The following is an 18,861-nucleotide window of genomic DNA, read 5'->3' as shown; positions in this document are numbered from 1 at the left end:
CTTTTAGGCCGAATTTTTTTATTTTAAGCTTTTACAGGCGATTAGGTTAATATATGACTATATATATGCAAATATCGCAAGATATCGTGGATTTTCGATATAATTCGCATAAAATCGAGCGTTATTCCACCCAAAATCGGCGAAATTTCGATGGGGTTGTCCCCACTAACTTTTTGAAGTCCCTTATATAATTATTGGCATTAGTGAAGCCTACAGCCAAAGCTATCTCATTTATGCTCATATCTGTATCTCTCAATAATCTTTTGCTTTTGTCAATTCTGTATCTGATCAGGTATTCGTGAGGGCTGGTAGAGGTATAACCTTTGAATATCCTAGAAAAATGAAACGGGCTTAAATGCACGGCTGATGCTATATCCGATAGATCTAACGGTTGATGGTAGTGGTTTCGCATATAATCTATGGCATTGTTTATTATTTCGGTATAATGTTGATATTGTCCCACATAGAACTTCTGTGAGTGGATAGCAAGGCAGGTCATTATACGCATTATGAGCATGGACAACTTTATATCGGCTTGAAAATCAGTGCCATTTATTGTATTGCGTATATCGCTCATAACATCGGTGATCTCCGAGGTATCATCTAAATGAATTATATTTAGACCGGAACCGTTTATTATATCGAAATAAGGACGACACCCTGAGCCGGCAAAATGCATCCATTGAAATTCCCAATAACCTTCCGGACCGGTACCGTAGTACTGCAACTCGCGACAGTCTATAAAGAAAATATCGTTTTTGTATAATGTGCGCCTTTGTCCGCGATATTCCAAAAATCCACACCCATCTACAGTATTTATTAAAAGGAAATCTTCTTGGCCTTCCCTTCTGGTAAAATAGCCGGCTTTGGCCTTGAAATAGCCCCATACATTCAGGTAAAACGGTAATTGGAGAAAGGCCGCGGAAGGCGTATATGGTATTGACTCGGAATCAGCGCTGAAATTCAACTTAAAATCTATCATATATTTCACCCCGACAGCAAAAAAAGTATATTTTCCGACAATAATAGATGATGACGCAGAACACTAAAGTATTCTATAATACAATTATATTATAAATTGGTATGAAAGGATAGTGGGTATTTATGAACGCCAGGGAGAGATGGTATAATACGTATCATTACAAGAACGTGGACAGGGTGCCTAATTATGAATTCGGTTACTGGGACGAGACCTACGATGTATGGCATAAGCAAGGATTACCTGAATATATCGACAATGAGGCTAAAGCTAACGAATTCTTTGGGTTTGACTATAAGGAAGAAGCGCCGATTAACGTGGACCTTTGCCCCCATTTCGAATATACCGTATTGGAGGAGACCGAAACGCATTTAATTATACGCGACGTAGACGGTGTAAAGTGCGAGGTTAAAAAGGATGGCACGTCATCAATACCGCATTTTTTAGAGTTTCCGATAAAAAGCCGCCAGGATTGGAATGAATTCAAAAAGCGTCTGGATCCGTCATCTCCGGCCAGATATCCGTCAAATTGGGAAGAATTGAAACAAAAATGGGCTAACCGGGATTATCCGCTCGGCATACATTTTGGCAGTTTATTCGGGCGGCTCAGGGATTGGATGGGCCTCGAGAATATAGCTGTCATGATGTACGATGATCCGGTACTCATCGAGGATATGATGGAACACCTTACCGAATTGTCATTGAGCGTGATGGAGAAAGCGTTAAATGAGGCACAATTCGATTTTGCTTCGGGTTGGGAGGATATGGCTTATAATCACGGGCCCATGATATCTCCCGCTATGATAAAGAAGTATATGGTGCCGCGATACAAGCGCATAACCGATGTGCTGCACAAGCACGGTATAGATGTGATATATGTGGATTGCGACGGAGACATCAACGAGATGGTACCGCTTTTTCTGGAAGGCGGTATAAATTGCATGTTCCCGATAGAGGTCAACAGCGGAACCGATCCGGTGGAATTAAGGCGCAAATACGGTAAAGATATATTGTTGCTAGGTGGCGTCAATAAGATAGAATTGGGTAAAGGCAAAAGAGAGATAGAAAACGAAATAAAGCGTATAGCTCCGGTAGTGGAAGAGGGAGGCTATATACCGCATGTAGATCATCGGTGCCCTCCAACGGTGTCATACGAAAATTATTTATACTATTTGGAGCTCAAACGTAAGGCTTTTTGCAGCTGATGTATTTAAGTCCGGCATATTTTACGATATGCCGGACTTAATACTATATCAACGCGCCTATCACACCAGTTATGACGTTGTGCTCGTAGAAAAACCGAGCAAAGGCTGAGGATTCAATAGCGTTCAACAAAAAGCCTACCGGCATGACTATCACAGCGACATCCAATAAAGCAAATATTACCATTATTATCAATATACCGCGGAGAGCGCCCAGACCAAGACCAGCCACACCATCTAACTGCCTTAGTACGGGCAGATCGGTTATATGACGTGCTACTGATATAACTATCCCTATAATTACTCGTAAACCTATCAATATGATGACGAAGCTTATTATATTCAGTATTATATTTCCGAACATCACATCGAAATATTTACCAAGTTCATTGCTTCCCAATTGATGGAATACTTCAGTGTTGGCATTATCTGCTAACAAATTACCCATAAAAGATGGCAATCCATGCTGTTCCATGATATCCTTTATAACATCGGGATTCACCGATGCGGGAGCAGCGTGTTTCAAGGCAGCAGTGGGTATTTTAGATGATCCTTCGGCGTAGTATATAATAGTATCCAGTAAATGAAACCTGTTGTCCAAATATTGGGACAATCTGGGATAGAATATCAATGCGCCGAGCCACGATATAAAAAACCCTGCTATATTAAGTACAGCTACTACAAAACCTTGGTACATACCGGCCAAAGCGCTTATGCCTATGACCAACAATATGGCCAAATCTATGTAATTCATATAAATTCCCCTATAATATAATTATTTTGTATTATAATGATATTATTAATTGCCGCTGCGGTCAATGGATTTTTTTGTATTTATAGTAATTTATAAGACAAATGAATTTTTAAGCTGTTATCTGGGCAAACTTAAAGCATCTCAAAGGCATATAAAAGAACGAGGAGAAGACCGGATGTTTTTGGACAGCACCGAACTATCGATAGATACCAGTAAGCCGCATGCTACTGTGGAATTTACTGATTCATTCGGGTATATGTTTAACAGCTTATATGATAAAAAAAATAGAGATATAATAATACTGTGCATCGGTACTGATCGCTCTACAGGGGATTGCCTGGGTCCGCTCATAGGGTATAAGTTGCAGATGCTCAGATATAGAAATATACATGTGCACGGCACGCTTCATAGCCCCGTACACGCCAAAAATCTGCACGAAACATTGAATATGATCCAAAGCGCATACATAAAGCCGTTTATTATAGCCATAGACGCGTGTCTGGGCAAAATGGAACGCATAGGGTATATAAACTTAGGCGCAGGTCAGCTCAAACCAGGCGCCGGTGTAAATAAAGAGCTGCCGCCGGTAGGCGATATGTATATAGCCGGTATAGTCAATATAGCCGGCTATATGGAGTATATGATGCTTCAAAATACACGCTTGAGCATGGTGATGAAAATGGCTGATATAATAACCAATGGTATACAGTATACGTTATGGAAACATGGATATTAGAAATCAACGCTGTTCCATAGCCAGCTTAAGGACCTCCTGCTCCTCATCGGACAGAGCATATGGCGATTGGCCGGCCTTTACAGGTTTGGCAAAGGTGGTAGATGTATTCCTTCCAAAGAGACCTGTAAGTATATAGCCATCATTCAGCCCATCCAATAAGGCTATAGAAAAGCTTTGATCGCTGCCCATCTCATCAAAGGGATTATAGCGTATCACGGCCACTTTTTGAACACATCGCAGTATGCGCCTGTCGAGCTGCTGGCTGTGCTGCTTTAATTCTTCTATGGTTTCCATAGCTCCTTCTATCCTGGCAAAGTATTCTTCCAAAAGAGCTTCCAGGTTTTTGTTATCGCTTCCGCGCATGAGACGGCGATATTTCCTGAGCAATTTGCCAGTCCGGATGGTATTGGTTACTAAAATCATAAGGGTTATAAGCATCAATAAAGACAATATAAGCAATATAATGCTGCTATGTAGTTCAACAAAATCCAAAATATAATTCACTGCTGCAATCCTCTCCTATTAAACTCTACACTTATGAATTATACACCAACGATATACCTTTAGAAAAGTGGCAAATGAAACATTGACAATCAAAATACCGGTGTGATAGGATGCAAGCTATAAGGTGATAGGAGGATGAATTATCATGAAGATGGGTTTCAGGTGGTTCGGAAAGGAGCAAGACAGCGTAACGCTTGAGCAAATAAGGCAGATACCCGGCATGGACGGCGTAGTGACCAGCCTCATGGATATACCGGTAGGAGAGGTTTGGCCGCTGGAAAGGCTTAAATCATTGAAACAGCGGGTAAACGACTATGGCCTACAGCTTGAGGTGATAGAAAGCGTAAACATTCACGAAGATATTAAATTGGGGCTTAATACAAGAGATAAATATATACAGGCGTATATAGAAACCATGGATAACCTCGCGCAAGTAGGCGTAAAAGTTATATGCTACAACTTTATGCCGGTACTGGACTGGGTGAGAACGGAACTGGCAAAGCCTTTGGAAGACGGATCCACTACTATGGCATATAAGGATGAACATGTTTATAAGATAAACCCTCAGGATCTGGCAGCGCACGTCGATGAGCAAACATACGGCTTTGACCTGCCCGGATGGGAACCGGAAAGGTTGAAAGAGATATCGGCTGCTATAGATATGTATAAGAATGTCAGCGAACAACAGTATTGGGATAATATAAAGTATTTTCTGGACAGCGTCATACCATATGCGGAAAAATACGATATAAAACTGGCTATACATCCCGATGATCCACCATGGCCTATATTTGGTTTGCCCAGAGTCATAACCGACAGAGAGAATATACAAAAGTTCCTCAACCTTAATAACAGCCCTTATAATGGCTTGACGTTATGTACTGGATCACTAGGAGCTAACAGGCAAAACGATATACCATCTATTATAAGGGAATTCGGCAGCCAGGGCAGGATTCATTTTGCCCATGTAAGAAATCTTAAATTTGAGCCCGGCAGGGACTTTTATGAAAGCGCACATCTATCGCGGTGTGGCTCACTCGATATTTTCGAGATAGTTAAAGCTTTTTATGATATTAAATTTGACGGCTATATACGCCCTGACCATGGTCGAATGATATGGGGCGAAAAAGGCAGGCCGGGGTATGGCCTGTATGATAGGGCGTTAGGAGCGACCTATATCCAGGGTCTATGGGAAGCAATAGATAAGTTGCATTTCTCTACCGACATTGCAGAAATCAACCTGTAATTGAGAGATATTGTAAATGCAATACATGCGTTTATGAAGTAGATTTCTGCAATGTTTTTCTTAAAATGCCTCTTGCAGCCTATGCAAGGGGCATTTATAATTATCGTGCAATTTGAATTTGAGAGGACGGGATTTGCTTCATGGCTATAAACGCTGGTAATATAAATGAGGTCGAATTAAAAAGCAGTCTAAGAAAAGAAACGGTTAAATCTATAAAGAAGGACTGGCAGTTGTACAGTCTGCTTATATTGCCGATAATCTATTATATAATCTTTAAATATGGCCCTTTGTATGGCAACATTATAGCTTTTAGAAAGTACGTCCCCGGCGGGCCTGTATATGGTACCGATTGGGTAGGCTTCAGATACTTTAAGATGTTTATAACCGACCCTACATTCTGGAATGTATTTAAAAACAACATCATATTGAGCATAGGATCGCTTATATTCGGCTTTCCGTTACCCATTATATTTGCATTGCTTTTAAATGAGCTTAGCAATGGTCTGTTTAAAAGAGTAGTTCAAACCACATCTTATCTGCCTCATTTTTTGTCTGCCGTAATAGTGGCTGAAATAATAATGGAAATGTTATCTCCATCTAGTGGTGTGATAAATATGCTTATAAAAACACTTGGCGGCGAACCTATAAACTTTTTGGCTTCCCCTGAGTGGTTTAGGCCTATATACTGGATTTCGGGCATATGGCAGGAAACGGGATGGGGCGCGATAATTTATCTGGCGGCGCTGTCTAATATAAGTCCCGAATTATATGAAGCCGCGGCTATAGACGGAGCAGGCAGGTGGCAACAAACCGTGCATATCACTATACCAGGTATAATGCCGACCATAATCATATTGCTTATATTAAATATAGGCGGTCTTATGGGCGTTGGATTTGAAAAGATCCTATTATTATATAATCCTCTCACTTATTCTACCGCAGATGTGATATCTACCTACCTCTACAGAATGGGATTGGAGTCCAATAATTTCAGCTATGCTACCGCTATAGGGCTTTTCGAATCGATAATAGGTTTTACATTAGTCACCGTGGCTAACTATATTTCAAGAAAATTGACAGATACTAGTTTGTGGTAATCGGAGGGGGTAAAAGAGATGATAAATAGTTCCAGAGGATATAAGGTTTTTCAAGTGGTAAATGTGTTGATAATGCTTGTAGTTATATTTGTGACGCTGTATCCGTTCATATATCTGGCAGCCATATCATTTAGCAGCGAATCGTACGTATATGCCGGAGAAGTAGCGTTTTTACCTAAGGGTTTCACTACTATGACATATGAAGTCCTTATGAAAGAGAAGGACTTCTGGACGGGCTATAAAAATACGATAGTTTACACAATAGTGGGTACAGCCATATGTCTTTTTATGACCACTATACTGGCTTATCCGCTTTCAAAAAAGCGCTTGAAAGGTAGAGGCATAATACTGGCGTTTATCGTATTCACCATGTATTTCAATGGGGGCCTAATACCTAATTACTTGCTGGTTAAGCATCTGGGTATGCGCAACACAATCTGGGCTATAACAATACCCGGTGCTATAAGTACATACAATATGATAATTATGAGAACATTTTTTGAGGGGTTACCTAATGAATTGGAAGAAGCAGCTATGATAGATGGAATGGGTACGTATAGGATACTTGTCAGTATCATTCTCCCACTCTCCAAACCTATAATGGCTACCATGGCTCTGTTCTATGCTGTAGGGGCGTGGAATAACTGGTTTGGACCTTTCTTGTACTTCGATAAGCAAGAGCTGTTCCCAGTTACTTTATACCTGAGAAATATGATAGCTGGGGCGCAACAAACGGCTGTTAGCAGCGGTTCCAATACCCAAGATCTGGCACAGATTGCTGCTACGGTTAAAGCAGCAACCACCATTTTGACAGTATTGCCCATATTGTGCGTATACCCATTTATACAGAAATACTTTGTGGCAGGCGTAATGATAGGCTCATTGAAAGAATAGCGGAATATTAAACCCGTATGACGGGTTTAATATAAAAAAATGAAAAGGAGAGGTAAAAAGATGAGTAAAGGATTAAAGAACGTATTTATTGCGATTCTGGTGGTTTTCATGTCGCTTAGCCTGTTTGCCGGTTGCGGAAGCGACGACCAGACGGGGACAGACACAGGTGACAGTGAACAGCCGGTGCCAACTGAACAGAGCGATGAAAGCGCTCAGCCGTCTGAAGCCGATGATGATAATGCTTCTTTCCATTCGGAACAGCCGCTGAAATTCAGCTTGCTCTACAGCAGTAATCCGGATTACCCTTATAAAGAGGATTGGTTGCTTTGGAAGGCCATCAAGGATAAGACTAACGTGAGTTTTGACGTTACGGTAGTACCTATGAGCGATTATGCTCAAAAGAGGAGCTTGCTTATAAGTACAGGTGATGCTCCGTATATCATTCCAAAAACATATCATCCCGATGAAGTACAATTTATCCCGTCAGGGGCTATATTGCCTGTAAGCGATTACGTCGATAAGATGCCTAACTTTTCAAGACAAGTTAAAGAGTGGGGTTTAGAGGATGAGATAAACACGTATAAGCAAAGGGACGGTAAGTATTATCTGCTGCCCGGGCTCCATGAGATCTTAACGCCGGATTATGGCATAGCTATGAGGACGGATATCTTAGAAAAGAATAATATACCGTTACCCAATACATGGGATGAAATGTATGAGGCATTGAAAAAGCTTAAGCAGTTGTATCCCGATACCTACCCGCTGTCCGATCGTTATCAGGCTAAGAGCCTGCTCAATATAGCTGCCCCGACGTTCGGCAAAGCTGCAGCGGGTTGGGGGGCCGGCGATGGGGTATATTATGACAGGGATAATGATAAATTTATATTCTATCCCACCACCGATGACTATAAGAACTTCCTCGCTTATTTCAATAAATTGATAAAAGAAGGGCTTATGGATCCGGAAAGCTTCACGCAGAACGATGACCAGGCCATACAAAAATTTGTGACAGGTAAATCATTTGCCATAAGCGCAAACTCACAACATCTGACAGGACTGAGAAAGACCATGGATGAAACAGTGGGAAAAGGCGCTTATGAGGTCAAAAAGTTGATACCTCCAGCTGGACCGGCAGGACCAGTGATAACTGGTAGCCGTCTCGAAAACGGCATAATGATATCCAGCAAAGCCAAAGACGACCCGAATTTCGAACAGCTGTTGAAGTTTATCGATTGGCTTTGGTATAGCGACGAGGGACAAATCCTATGCAAATGGGGCGTAGAAGGTACAACGTATAAACGAACGGCAGATGGAAAATTTGAGTTAATGCCTGATATAACCTTCCAGTGGATGAATCCGAGCGGGACAAAAGACCTGAGAAAGGACTTCGGTTTCGGTAATGGTGTATTTATCCTGATGTACGGCGGGCCTAAATATTTGGCCGAATCCTATATGAGCCCCGAAGACCTCGAGTTTGTCAGCGAGGTTAATTCCAAAAGAGAATTGCTGCCATCTGCTCCGCCTATTTTATACGATGAGGGCGAACGTGAACAGGCCAATATGCTGAGCACGCCGCTGATGGATTACGTAGAATCCATGACGCTTAAATTTATACTTGGCGATGCATCGCTTGAATCAGATTGGGATAAATATGTGCAAGATTGCAGACAAAAGGGCAGCGATAGGTTAGTGGAACTGGCTAACAAAGTATATCAGAATACAAAAGATGTATTGAAGTAGAAGATACTTAAATAAGGCGGCACAAGTGGCCGCCTTATTTAAGTCCTCACGAAACATCCGTATCATTTTTGCGGCTATCTCTATACTGCGAAGGATTGACGCCTTCATACTTCTTAAAAAGTCTAAAAAATGTACTATAATTGGTGAATCCGATCATTTGTCCTATTTGGTTTACGCTTAGGTCGGTATCTGTAAGCAAATTTTTGGCTTTTTCTATCCTGAATGTCGTCAAATACTCATGGAAGCCAACGCCTAATGTTTCCTTAAATAGCCTTGAAAGATATTTGGCCGATGTGTTAAATCTTTCGGCTATTTGCTCTAAGTATATGTCCGCCTGATAATTCGATTCAATATACTCTACTACTTTATTTATATCTATTTTTCCGTTGCCGGCGGTGATATCAAGCATTCTGTCCGCTATTAGCCTTATATACATGTTGATTTCGTTAATAGATAAAAGCTCTATACCGGACTGAAGGTCCATGTATTCATTTCCCATTAATTCTTTTACGCTTAACCCCTTATTTTCCGCTACTCGAAGCATGGTATTATATAAGCTCAGGTAAAATTGTCTTGTAACATTTTGCGGAAGATCGGCCTGAAGATTTTTTTCTATTAATAAATTCAGGAACGATATCGCTTCTTGTTTGTGAGGGGTTAGAAGATAGTTATATAATTTGTTTTCATCGCGTATTGAGTATTGATAATTGGAATAATCCATTATATCGGAGTAAACCTTCAGTTTGTCATCATTTGATGAAGGTATAGAGGACAATGCGCTCACAGCTTCTTTGTATGACTGGTTCATACCGATATAACCAGAAAAAGCACGTCCCATGCCGATTTTAATATTCAAAAGATCAGCGTCATAATTAAATAGATCTATCATATGGCGCATATTAGGCAATATGTTATCGATGTCGTTTTCATCGGCCATATTTATCACAATACCTATCGTATTTCTTGCGAGATTTAATGCATAGGAAGTATAATCTTTGAGAGCGATTTCGTCAAATAATTTTGCTATACCCTTTCTTACGGTTAAGTATTCATCATTGTTGTAGGAATTATAAAATTTATCGCTGAAATTCAATTCTGTTACAGCAACGCAAAAGTATTGGTATTTAAAGTTTAGATTATCGTTGCTTATAAAATCTTTAATATCATCGTCCAATAAAAAATCGTCTTTTGTCAGTATTTTGATAAGATATTGTTCAGATGCAAACGGTAGTACCATGGATAAATCCTGCCTTAAAAAATTATTATCTGACAGTATTTTCGTTATCTGGCTATTTAAATACTCTATCTCATTATCATTTGCAGCTTGTTCTTCGATATCATTTTTGGCGAGTATATCAACCAGATTATTTATAGGGCTATATATTTTTACGCTCATGAAATAAGATATAATTAAAGAACCTAAAACACCGAATAGAATGAATAAATAAGCCAGCAACCTTATATTTGATAGCTTTTGGTAGAAGTCGTTATAAGGTACAGAAGCTACGTAGATGAAGTCATTGAATTTAGCAGAATCAGAATGAAAGTTTATAATCAAATGTTTATTGCCGTCTATAGTATATTCAAAGAAATTATTGTAATTTTTGATTATATTCGGCATTAAATTGCCGTTGCTGGTCATTAAATTGGCCAAATGCATATCTGTAGACGAAAATACTGTGCCGTCTGAGCTTACTATAGCTATTTGACTGCTATCTATGAACCTATATTTGTTTATTAAACTATTTAGCTTATTTACGCTTATATTAACGACTAGCAGGTTGGGGGATTTGAGGCTTTCGATAGCAGAGGTTACAAACGGTATTACCGTCCTTTTATAAGAAACGCCGTTCGAGCTATCTTCCAAGATGCTGGGTTTCAGCATTTGGTAGGAAGTAAAATTATTAGTAAAATTAAACCAGAATTTTTGAGGATATTTATCGTATTTAGCCACCCTGGAATAAAAGCCCTCCGCGTCATAGCTGCCGTTGGTATCTATAACTTTGTTGCTGCTTTTGTGAAGGATGTATACGCTGTCGATTAAATCTTTGGTGGACTTGAATTTAATTAAATTATTTTTGACAGCCTGAATTTTATAGCCATCGAGCGGCGTTAATTCATTATCCGAGTAAAATACATCATAAAAATTGCTATTCAAAGATAAAAGGAAGGTCGTATTCTGTATCTCGCTCAATGCTTTGTCTATATCGTCGGCTAATGCGGATAAATTGGATATATAATTGGACTCCAATTCCTTCTCAAAGGAGCTTTTATAATTGTTATATATAAAAAAAGTAGATATAAGCATTATGGTTACAGGAATCAAGAAATAAAAATAAATTAACCTGAAAAAATGCTTTTTGCCTATAACCTTCATATGGTCTTTGTTCTTAAACTTAATCATTCATTCTCCACTCTCCCCTTCTTTACAAATTATAATATTATTTCGTCGTAAAATCAATTCAGATACTGTTGTGTTGTTATTATTCTATGATATTGTCATAGTAAAATTATTCTGCGATAATGTCATTATGAGGAGAGAGGAACAGTATTGTATGACAGAGAGCGAAATGCAAAAACTTGTTGTTATTAATAAAGTCATCGATGGGACGTTAACCGCAAGTGAAGCTGCGCAGGTTTTAGACCTCAGTGTTCGTCAAATATTTAGACTTAAGAAGGGGGTTAAAGAACAAGGTGCGTCTTTCGTTATTCATAAGAACAGAGGCCGTAAACCTGCTAATGCTTTAAGCGATGAGCTAGTAAACCATATCCTCACTTTGAGGAAGGAACAGTATTTTGATACGAATTTCTCTCATTTTAGAGATTTGCTTGAGGATGATAAGGGTATTATTCTTAGTAATTCCTCGGTTTATAGAATCCTTGATAAGGCCGGTATTCAAAGCCCTAGAAAGCATAGACGCCCTCGTAAGATTCATGCTAGAAGGGAACGTATGCCTCAGGCTGGCATGTTGGTGCAAATCGATTGCACCTCTTTTGAATGGATTCCTTCTGTAGGTAATATGGCTCTCCACGGTGCCATAGACGATGCCACCGGTCAGGTCCTCGCGCTCTATTTTACTGAAAACGAGTGTATGAATGGCTATTTTGAGCTCATGCGTACCATCATTGGCCAATATGGTATCCCTATATCTCTATATGCCGATAAGCATACTATATTTGCTTCTCCTAATAAGGGTAAAATCTCTATCGAGGAGCAGCTTGAGGGTAAAGTGGTAAATGAAACCCAGTTCCAAATGGCTATGAGTACATTGGGTATATCTATCATTAATGCCAGGTCCCCTCAGGCTAAGGGCCGCGTAGAGAGGCTATGGAATACTTTGCAGGATAGGCTCAGGGCAGAATTGAGGATTTATGGCATTGATTCTATGGAAAAGGCCAATGAGTTTTTGCCTAAGTTCCTGGAGAGATATAATAAAAGGTTCGCCATAGAGCCTCAAGATCCCGAGCCTGCTTTTAGAGAATCACCGCCGGATATCGACTTAGATAATATACTTTGTGTTAAGTTATCTAGAAAAGTTGATAATGGCGGCGTATTTTCTCTACACAGCCAATATTATCAAGTTGTATGTGATGATGGCAAAACCGTTGCACCTATCGTTCCTAGAGCTAAGATAACGGTTCTTACCAGCCCCAGGATAGGTATACGGTGCAGTATGGCAATAATATATATGCTGTGAAAAAGCTCGATGAACCGCCTAAGAAAGCTCAGAAAGCTAATAAGGCAAGTTCATCGAGCACAGCTAAGCCTTATAAGCCTTCTCCCACTCATCCTTGGAAACAAGGTTGGCAGAAGGCGCCATCATATTGGTATGAGGAATCAGACAGAGAGATTTTAGAGGCTCTGTATAATTCCTCACGCGCCTGGCACTAGCCAGTATTAAGGCTTACAGCCTAATTATATAATAGCTGCGAAATGAACGTGCGTCAAGGGCAAGCGGAGCTTGTTTATTTTACCCTTTACGCACGGGAATGGAGCAGCTAGAATTTAGCAAAGCAGTAAGCCTTAAGATAGTATTATCTTTTTTGCTCATTTGGTGGTAATATATGTTCTCATATCATATTAATGTAAGTTGCTAAAGTTATATAACCAGCTTACTGTAATATAATCTATATTTAATGTTCCAATTATAGTAAATCTATGCCTCGTTATGAAATTTTCGCTGAATAAATATCAGCCATTTACTATGACATTTTCGCTGACTATTGACATTCAGATACTGTTGTGTGTAACATAGCTGAATAGTCATATATTACGACCTCGGCGTCTGTAGGAAGCCAAATTTTACTCTTGACGAAAGGATAAATAAAGGCTATACTATATACTGTGATGAGCGCCTGTAGCCCAATTGGATAGAGCGCTTGGCTACGGACTAAGAGGCTGGGGGTTCGAATCCCTCCAGGCGCACCACTAAATATCTTTGCATTATGGGCACTATTATTCAGATAATGTATCGTTAAAGAGTATAAGCTGGCATAGCTCAATCGGCAGAGCAGCTGATTTGTAATCAGCAGGTTAAGGGTTCGAGTCCCTTCGCCAGCTCCATAAAATAGGCATTCTTAAAGGGCGGCATTTAAAATTAGCCGCCCTTTGCAAACATTTTGCAAACATCCATTTACTGGAGTAGCGTCTCCAGCTTTTTTATTGCATCTTTTTGAAGGTCTACGGATACATGCGAATACAAATCCATTGTGATCCCTATCTGTGAGTGGCCAAGCCTTTCGGATATAACTTTCATATTTACGCCGCTGGCAAGCATGAGGCTGGCGTGAGTATGACGCAGATCATGAAAGCGTATCATGGGTAGCTCTGGTGTAATAGCCAATATCTTATGGAACTTCTTGCTTACATAATCTGGTTCTTTAAAATGGCCGTCCTCCCATACACTGATATATCCTTCATAACTGCTATCATATGCGGATCCAAGAAGTATTTTATTCTCTGCTTGTTTCTTTTTCTCCTGCTTTAGCAGCTCAATTATATTTTGAGGCAAGGCTACAATGCGGATACTGGTATCTGTTTTTGGTTCCTTAAATATTAGTTTTTTGTTTACACGTTGAGCAGTACGCCGGACCATGCAAGTACCGTCTTTGAAACTAATATCTTCCCATTTTAGGCCGCATATCTCGCCTTCGCGCATCCCTGTATATATAGCGAGCATGACATGAAGAAATATAGGAGAATTACTCAATACTTCTTCAGCCTTTTTGACATCTTCTATATCCCACACTTTCATTTCTGTATTACGTTTCTTCGGTGCATCAACAGCATCACACGGATTTTTGCTTATATATTGCCACTTTACCGCCTGTTTTAATGCTTGACGCAGCAATCTATGATGGTAATTTATTGTTGTATCAGATAACTTACTTTCTTCTTTGAGCATATTGTAATAACGCTGTATTGTAATAGGTTTAAGCTTTGCAAGCTCAATATGCCCCAAAATCGGCTTAAAATATAGTCGTACAGTGTCACTGTATGACTTATACGTTTTCGGTGCCAGTTTAGGTTTGCAATATACTTCTAACCACTCATCGAGAAATTCGCCAATTGTCATATTTGTTGGTCTGACGTATTCACCTTTCTCGATTTCGGCCAATAGCAGGTCAAGTGCTTTCTCTGCTTCTTTTTTGGTTTTGTAGCCGCTGTACCATTTTTGCTTACGCTTGCCATTTTCGTCATTTCCGACGTCTACGACAATACTGTAAGTCGATCCTCTTTTACGTATGTGACCTCGCATATCAAGATCCTCCTTTTACTTTTGAGATTAAATCAGCGATCCATGCAATAACAATAACTGCTCCGGGGAAGATGGCCCATGATATTAACATCCATCCCCACCACGGTATCTTTTTCTTTTGTGTAACCTGAGGTAAAGGTGTTGCATCCACATTAACTTTTGCGAGTTTTTCTTTTGGGAACATAGAGAGCACGAATAATATACTGGCAATAACGGTAGCAACAAATATTTCTACAAACATGCGATAGTAATCAATGCGGATATACCAATCCAATTCTCCAGCATTGTTAACATCTTGTGGTGATGCGTTCTGCTTGATTGCCCTTGTTCTAAAATAATGAGAATTACGCCACACAGGCGAATATTCAATATGTTGTATTATATTAACGCCATCCGAACGCGCAAAGAATGATTTAGGCGCAAAGAAGATACATATATTGATGATCACGATGGCATACACAACTAGTATAATCCGCTGTAAATTTGTTAACTTCATCTTTTTCCTTCTTTCTATAATTTGGTTTATGTGTAAACCGCTTAATATGTGGGTACTATTCAGGCTATCTTACGTTACATGTATCCTCGCATATCAAGATCATCCCAATATTAAATTACCAAATTTTAATCATTGACTAAAATTTATAAAGTAGCATATAATATAAGTGAACCACTGAGAGCACGAATGTGCAGTAGGTGGTGTTTTTTATCGAGGATATATTACAAGTCCAAATTCATTTTGGGGTCCAGCCTTAAAGTTAATTCTGTTTCTTATTATTCCTAAGAGATTAGCTATATCGTTAATATTGATTTTATTTGCCACTCTATTTGGCAGTTTACCTTTATTAAAGTTTATTAACACATGTAAATACACTATATATGCTATAGCATCGCTTACCTGCAAAAAGTAAGATTCTTTTGAGTTTTTAGGTAATAGATCTTCAATTATGCGCTTTACTTCCTTATGGTATGGGTTACCATACTTTGAAGGAATATAATTTATTTTTTGTATTTTACGAGTTACTTTACGCATTTTTCCAATCCTTCCTTCATCAGTTATTATTAAAAAATTACATTCGGAGCATATATTATCATAAACACATTTATCGCAGTATTGATTCAAGTCGTTTTCTATACGTTGTGTGCCATAAGTTACTGCGGTTTCTAAGACTCGATAATCTGGTGAGATAATCTTCTTTTTATTTATAATCGTATTTATAATTTTTATATCAAGCGAGGCTATAAAGTTAAATAAATCATATAGGATCTGCTTTTTCTCATTTTCAGTCCAATTGAATTGTCGATAGGGCTTTTTATCAGTTAAAAAGGCTTTAGTATGAAATTCTAATTTAATTGGAAAGCCATAATCTCTCTTGAGCTTTCTTCTAAAGTTTACCATTTTATCATAATTTTGTTTCCAAGATAAATCATGCATATAGATACTGGTTAAAACAAATAATTCAGAAGAATAATATGGGTAACCGTCGTCCCCTGATTCATCACAATAAACTAAATACATTTTTGCTCTTCCTTTATTTATAGAATAAATTTTCTGCCGTAATATAGGCCAATAAACAGATTTACACAGATCACTTCATATAAGACCGGCTCCTTGGCTGCTTTCATTTTTTGCCGTGTCAATGCACTTAATTAATACTGGCCCACATATCTCTGCATCATTACATGCTCTGTGGAAAGTATCAGCAGTACTTATTTTTAGATAGTTAGCCACAGTAGCTAATTGATAGTTTTCGAAATCGGTAAAAAGTTTCTTGCATGTTGGCAGTGTATCTATAAATGGGTTACTAATGTCATAACCTAGCTTTGCAGCATGATACTTCAAGAATTTAAGGTCAAAGGAAGCATTATGCATAACAAGAATCGAGTCTCCTATGAAGTTTAACAAATTAGGCAAAACTTCAGATAAATCAGGAGCACCGTGTACCGTCTCATCTGTTATATGATTTATTTTAGAAGCGCTCGATGGTATATGTATACCTGGATTAATTAAAGTTGTATAAGAGTCGATAATCTCTCCATATTTAAATTTTACCGCAGCAATTTCAACAATTTTATCTATTGCTGGATTTAGTCCAGTAGTTTCCAAGTCAATGGCCACAAATTCATTGCAAGTATTAAGCCACTTTTTGGTATTAATATTTATTCGATGATTTACTGATTGTGTATTTAAAACAGGTGCAGGAGCGGGCTGCTGTTTTGGGCCTTCTATTGTAACATTAAGCTTAACAGTAGTCTTTTGCTTATTAGTTTGTTTTACCTCAGGAGCGGCTTCATTATTGGAAATCTGTCCAGCCTTTATTTTATCTATAAGGCCGAATATTATAAACGGTAAGATCAGGAGTGCTAGTCCTGTTTCAATACTCGGTATAAGTATAAGCAGGCTGAATAAATAATAAACTGCAGCGATTAACTTTTTCCACCAAGCTCCAGATCTAAAACCTGGTATATGTTTTAAAATATTCATTTATAAATGCCTCCGCTTATTATTTTTACCTCCCAATTATATATGGCCGTTTCTTCAGCTATCTTCTGAGCTTCTTTATCGGCCTGTTCCTCATAGTATATATCTATAATACCGATAAAGCCAGCCTCGAAATGGCCCAATTCTATATGCTCGAGCTCGTGCAATACGGTTTCATTTCTTTTAACATCGCATAGAGCTTCGTTGATAAATATGTGGTATATGCTTGATGTTGACTTATATGTAAATCCATAGATGTAGCCGGGCAGCATCTCTAGTTTACATACGATACCATATGTCCATAACAAAGTATCGAAATCTTGTTCATTGCGCATAGCTGAAAGTATTTCTCTAACCATTATGCATAGCCTCCATAAAGCTTGTCCATCGCCGATCGGGTAATTATAATTGCGATGCGGAATCTTCTTCTTCGACGATCTCGATTATCTTGAGTATTCGCTTCACGTCAGCCGGCTTTAGATCAGCTATCTTTTTGAACATCAGGCGGACTTCTTCTCTGTTATTGAGCATATTCCATATGCGTTCCAGTTCCGGATCGTCTTTTATGGCTTCTTCAATAACATCTGAGTTACGAACGTTGGTACGACAAAGCAAATAATCTATAGATACTCCAAAATAATTTGCAATTTTATTTATTGTATCTAAGTCAGGTTCTCTTAGACCATTTTCGTAATTGCTTAAAGCCTGTTGTGTAACACCTAATATAGATGCTAACTCGGCTTGGCTGATTTTAGCCTCCTCCCGTAATTCTTTTATCCTATTCATGTTGTATCCTCCTTAACTTTCTTTATTCATTATACAACCTTATGTTGTATAATGAATACACTTTTTGTTGTAAAATTTTTAGCTAAAGCTATTGACAACAACGTAACGTTGTGATATTCTTATTATGGAAATACTACATTACGTTGTAATATAAGAGGTGATATAATGGAACGCAAAAAACTAATCAAATTAAGAGGAGAACGCAGTCAAACTGCTGTTGCAAGTGAATTAGGAATAAGTCAGCAATTTTTAAGTTATATAGAGCGTGGTGAAAGAAGTCCTAATATCAAATTAATGAAAGAGTTTGAAAGATATTATGAGACACCCATGGAAGAACTCTTCCCAGATATTTTTATAACCACTAATACAACAATTTGTGGTTATAAAGATGGTACTGTTGGGGACAAAACCGAGATGGCATAAGGAGGTGAGAGAGATGCGAGCAGAAACGAGAAAGAAATACTTGAGCGATAAAGGCCCATGGACCATGAATATTGAAGATGTTTGGCCCGGAGATGAAGTAAAAAGCCATGGTATAGTGTCAAGCATCTTAAACCGCGTTGGTTCACGGTTCGTCCGTTTAATATTTACCGATGGTCGAGTGCTGCAGGACTACTACGGCAAGAAGGTAACGGTAACAAGGCTATCGGATAGGCCATTTTATGGAGATTAGAAAGGAGTAGAA

18 protein-coding genes, 2 tRNA genes and 1 pseudogene are annotated in these 18,861 nt (G+C 38.8%); 11 read left to right on the top strand and 10 right to left on the bottom strand.

The window, feature by feature from the left end; translation table 11 throughout:
* Positions 1 to 121 precede the first annotated feature (121 nt).
* Positions 122 to 982: an AraC family transcriptional regulator gene (locus MAHAU_RS14615; protein ID WP_013782480.1), complete on the bottom strand. Its 861-nt coding sequence runs from the start codon at positions 980 to 982 to the stop codon at positions 122 to 124.
* A 122-nt stretch (positions 983 to 1,104) separates the two neighbouring features.
* Here MAHAU_RS14615 and MAHAU_RS14610 point away from each other — a divergent pair, with 122 nt between their 5' ends.
* Positions 1,105 to 2,184, top strand: coding sequence for a uroporphyrinogen decarboxylase family protein (locus tag MAHAU_RS14610; RefSeq protein WP_013782479.1), 1,080 nt, complete (start codon positions 1,105 to 1,107; stop codon positions 2,182 to 2,184).
* Between the two features lie 43 nt (positions 2,185 to 2,227).
* Here the strand turns inward: MAHAU_RS14610 and MAHAU_RS14605 are convergent, their stop codons facing one another.
* Positions 2,228 to 2,935, bottom strand: a complete 708-nt coding sequence (locus MAHAU_RS14605; RefSeq protein WP_013782478.1) for a CvpA family protein — start codon at positions 2,933 to 2,935, stop codon at positions 2,228 to 2,230.
* A 175-nt stretch (positions 2,936 to 3,110) separates the two neighbouring features.
* Between MAHAU_RS14605 and yyaC the strand changes: the two genes are divergently transcribed.
* On the top strand, positions 3,111 to 3,671 hold the full coding sequence (gene yyaC, locus MAHAU_RS14600) for a spore protease YyaC (RefSeq protein WP_013782477.1): 561 nt from the start codon (positions 3,111 to 3,113) through the stop codon (positions 3,669 to 3,671).
* A 3-nt stretch (positions 3,672 to 3,674) separates the two neighbouring features.
* Here the strand turns inward: yyaC and MAHAU_RS14595 are convergent, their stop codons facing one another.
* Positions 3,675 to 4,175: a DUF4446 family protein gene (locus MAHAU_RS14595; protein WP_013782476.1), complete on the bottom strand. Its 501-nt coding sequence runs from the start codon at positions 4,173 to 4,175 to the stop codon at positions 3,675 to 3,677.
* Positions 4,176 to 4,320: 145 nt separating this feature from the next.
* Between MAHAU_RS14595 and uxuA the strand changes: the two genes are divergently transcribed.
* The 4 genes from uxuA to MAHAU_RS14575 all read left to right on the top strand — a co-directional run bounded on the left by uxuA (position 4,321) and on the right by MAHAU_RS14575 (position 9,152).
* Positions 4,321 to 5,421 (top strand): mannonate dehydratase, encoded by a 1,101-nt coding sequence (gene uxuA / locus MAHAU_RS14590; RefSeq protein ID WP_013782475.1) that lies wholly within the window; start codon positions 4,321 to 4,323, stop codon positions 5,419 to 5,421.
* Positions 5,422 to 5,561: 140 nt separating this feature from the next.
* On the top strand, positions 5,562 to 6,518 hold the full coding sequence (locus tag MAHAU_RS14585; RefSeq protein WP_013782474.1) for an ABC transporter permease: 957 nt from the start codon (positions 5,562 to 5,564) through the stop codon (positions 6,516 to 6,518).
* Between the two features lie 18 nt (positions 6,519 to 6,536).
* Complete coding sequence (locus tag MAHAU_RS14580; RefSeq protein WP_013782473.1) at positions 6,537 to 7,412, top strand: carbohydrate ABC transporter permease; 876 nt, start codon at positions 6,537 to 6,539, stop codon at positions 7,410 to 7,412.
* A 60-nt stretch (positions 7,413 to 7,472) separates the two neighbouring features.
* Positions 7,473 to 9,152: an ABC transporter substrate-binding protein gene (locus MAHAU_RS14575; protein ID WP_013782472.1), complete on the top strand. Its 1,680-nt coding sequence runs from the start codon at positions 7,473 to 7,475 to the stop codon at positions 9,150 to 9,152.
* 46 nt (positions 9,153 to 9,198) lie between these two features.
* Here the strand turns inward: MAHAU_RS14575 and MAHAU_RS14570 are convergent, their stop codons facing one another.
* Positions 9,199 to 11,556, bottom strand: coding sequence for a helix-turn-helix domain-containing protein (locus tag MAHAU_RS14570; RefSeq protein WP_013782471.1), 2,358 nt, complete (start codon positions 11,554 to 11,556; stop codon positions 9,199 to 9,201).
* Positions 11,557 to 11,707: 151 nt separating this feature from the next.
* Between MAHAU_RS14570 and MAHAU_RS14565 the strand changes: the two are divergent.
* The 3 genes and pseudogenes from MAHAU_RS14565 (at position 11,708) to MAHAU_RS14555 (ending at position 13,716) form a co-directional block, all read left to right on the top strand.
* A pseudogene (locus tag MAHAU_RS14565) lies at positions 11,708 to 13,044 on the top strand (ISNCY family transposase).
* Between the two features lie 460 nt (positions 13,045 to 13,504).
* Positions 13,505 to 13,581 (top strand) — tRNA-Arg (locus MAHAU_RS14560).
* Positions 13,582 to 13,640: 59 nt separating this feature from the next.
* A tRNA-Thr gene (locus MAHAU_RS14555) sits at positions 13,641 to 13,716 on the top strand.
* Between the two features lie 70 nt (positions 13,717 to 13,786).
* Here the strand turns inward: MAHAU_RS14555 and MAHAU_RS14550 are convergent.
* The 6 genes from MAHAU_RS14550 to MAHAU_RS14525 form a co-directional block, all read right to left on the bottom strand.
* Positions 13,787 to 14,911, bottom strand: coding sequence for a site-specific integrase (locus MAHAU_RS14550; RefSeq protein ID WP_013782470.1), 1,125 nt, complete (start codon positions 14,909 to 14,911; stop codon positions 13,787 to 13,789).
* Between the two features lies 1 nt (position 14,912).
* A complete protein-coding gene (locus tag MAHAU_RS14545) occupies positions 14,913 to 15,407 on the bottom strand; it encodes a hypothetical protein (RefSeq protein WP_013782469.1) in 495 nt (164 codons plus the stop codon).
* Between the two features lie 207 nt (positions 15,408 to 15,614).
* On the bottom strand, positions 15,615 to 16,427 hold the full coding sequence (locus MAHAU_RS14540) for a DUF3800 domain-containing protein (RefSeq protein WP_013782468.1): 813 nt from the start codon (positions 16,425 to 16,427) through the stop codon (positions 15,615 to 15,617).
* Positions 16,428 to 16,502: 75 nt separating this feature from the next.
* Positions 16,503 to 17,393, bottom strand: a complete 891-nt coding sequence (locus tag MAHAU_RS15240) for a 3'-5' exonuclease (RefSeq protein WP_013782467.1) — start codon at positions 17,391 to 17,393, stop codon at positions 16,503 to 16,505.
* Positions 17,390 to 17,749 (bottom strand): ImmA/IrrE family metallo-endopeptidase, encoded by a 360-nt coding sequence (locus MAHAU_RS14530; RefSeq protein ID WP_013782466.1) that lies wholly within the window; start codon positions 17,747 to 17,749, stop codon positions 17,390 to 17,392. Before MAHAU_RS14530 ends, MAHAU_RS15240 begins: the two co-directional genes overlap by 4 nt.
* 43 nt (positions 17,750 to 17,792) lie before the next feature.
* Complete coding sequence (locus tag MAHAU_RS14525; RefSeq protein WP_013782465.1) at positions 17,793 to 18,176, bottom strand: helix-turn-helix domain-containing protein; 384 nt, start codon at positions 18,174 to 18,176, stop codon at positions 17,793 to 17,795.
* A 165-nt stretch (positions 18,177 to 18,341) separates the two neighbouring features.
* On the opposite strand from MAHAU_RS14525, the gene MAHAU_RS14520 reads away from it, so the two are divergent.
* Together MAHAU_RS14520 and MAHAU_RS14515 are read left to right on the top strand one after the other, a co-directional pair.
* A complete protein-coding gene (locus tag MAHAU_RS14520; RefSeq protein WP_013782464.1) occupies positions 18,342 to 18,599 on the top strand; it encodes a helix-turn-helix transcriptional regulator in 258 nt (85 codons plus the stop codon).
* 13 nt (positions 18,600 to 18,612) lie between these two features.
* Positions 18,613 to 18,849: a hypothetical protein gene (locus tag MAHAU_RS14515; RefSeq protein WP_013782463.1), complete on the top strand. Its 237-nt coding sequence runs from the start codon at positions 18,613 to 18,615 to the stop codon at positions 18,847 to 18,849.
* The last annotated feature ends 12 nt before the right edge of the window (positions 18,850 to 18,861 follow it).

Origin of the sequence: Mahella australiensis 50-1 BON (genome assembly GCF_000213255.1) — a bacterium.
GTDB lineage: Bacteria > Bacillota > Clostridia > Mahellales > Mahellaceae > Mahella > Mahella australiensis.
The sequence above is the reverse complement of the archived record's forward strand: the minus strand, read 5'-3'. Positions and strand labels throughout refer to the sequence as shown.

Excerpts from the sequence above, each read along its gene's own strand:
- MAHAU_RS14525 (WP_013782465.1), bottom strand. The coding sequence starts at position 18,176 with ATGAATAGGATAAAAGAATTACGGGAGGAGGCTAAAATCAGCCAAGCC.
- MAHAU_RS15240 (WP_013782467.1), bottom strand. The coding sequence starts at position 17,393 with ATGAATATTTTAAAACATATACCAGGTTTTAGATCTGGAGCTTGGTGG.
- yyaC (WP_013782477.1), top strand. The coding sequence starts at position 3,111 with ATGTTTTTGGACAGCACCGAACTATCGATAGATACCAGTAAGCCGCAT.
- MAHAU_RS14550 (WP_013782470.1), bottom strand. The coding sequence starts at position 14,911 with ATGCGAGGTCACATACGTAAAAGAGGATCGACTTACAGTATTGTCGTA.
- MAHAU_RS14585 (WP_013782474.1), top strand. The coding sequence starts at position 5,562 with ATGGCTATAAACGCTGGTAATATAAATGAGGTCGAATTAAAAAGCAGT.
- MAHAU_RS14615 (WP_013782480.1), bottom strand. The coding sequence starts at position 982 with ATGATAGATTTTAAGTTGAATTTCAGCGCTGATTCCGAGTCAATACCA.
- MAHAU_RS14545 (WP_013782469.1), bottom strand. The coding sequence starts at position 15,407 with ATGAAGTTAACAAATTTACAGCGGATTATACTAGTTGTGTATGCCATC.
- MAHAU_RS14570 (WP_013782471.1), bottom strand. The coding sequence starts at position 11,556 with ATGATTAAGTTTAAGAACAAAGACCATATGAAGGTTATAGGCAAAAAG.
- MAHAU_RS14580 (WP_013782473.1), top strand. The coding sequence starts at position 6,537 with ATGATAAATAGTTCCAGAGGATATAAGGTTTTTCAAGTGGTAAATGTG.
- MAHAU_RS14610 (WP_013782479.1), top strand. The coding sequence starts at position 1,105 with ATGAACGCCAGGGAGAGATGGTATAATACGTATCATTACAAGAACGTG.
- MAHAU_RS14515 (WP_013782463.1), top strand. The coding sequence starts at position 18,613 with ATGCGAGCAGAAACGAGAAAGAAATACTTGAGCGATAAAGGCCCATGG.
- MAHAU_RS14540 (WP_013782468.1), bottom strand. The coding sequence starts at position 16,427 with ATGTATTTAGTTTATTGTGATGAATCAGGGGACGACGGTTACCCATAT.
- uxuA (WP_013782475.1), top strand. The coding sequence starts at position 4,321 with ATGAAGATGGGTTTCAGGTGGTTCGGAAAGGAGCAAGACAGCGTAACG.
- MAHAU_RS14520 (WP_013782464.1), top strand. The coding sequence starts at position 18,342 with ATGGAACGCAAAAAACTAATCAAATTAAGAGGAGAACGCAGTCAAACT.
- MAHAU_RS14605 (WP_013782478.1), bottom strand. The coding sequence starts at position 2,935 with ATGAATTACATAGATTTGGCCATATTGTTGGTCATAGGCATAAGCGCT.
- MAHAU_RS14575 (WP_013782472.1), top strand. The coding sequence starts at position 7,473 with ATGAGTAAAGGATTAAAGAACGTATTTATTGCGATTCTGGTGGTTTTC.
- MAHAU_RS14530 (WP_013782466.1), bottom strand. The coding sequence starts at position 17,749 with ATGGTTAGAGAAATACTTTCAGCTATGCGCAATGAACAAGATTTCGAT.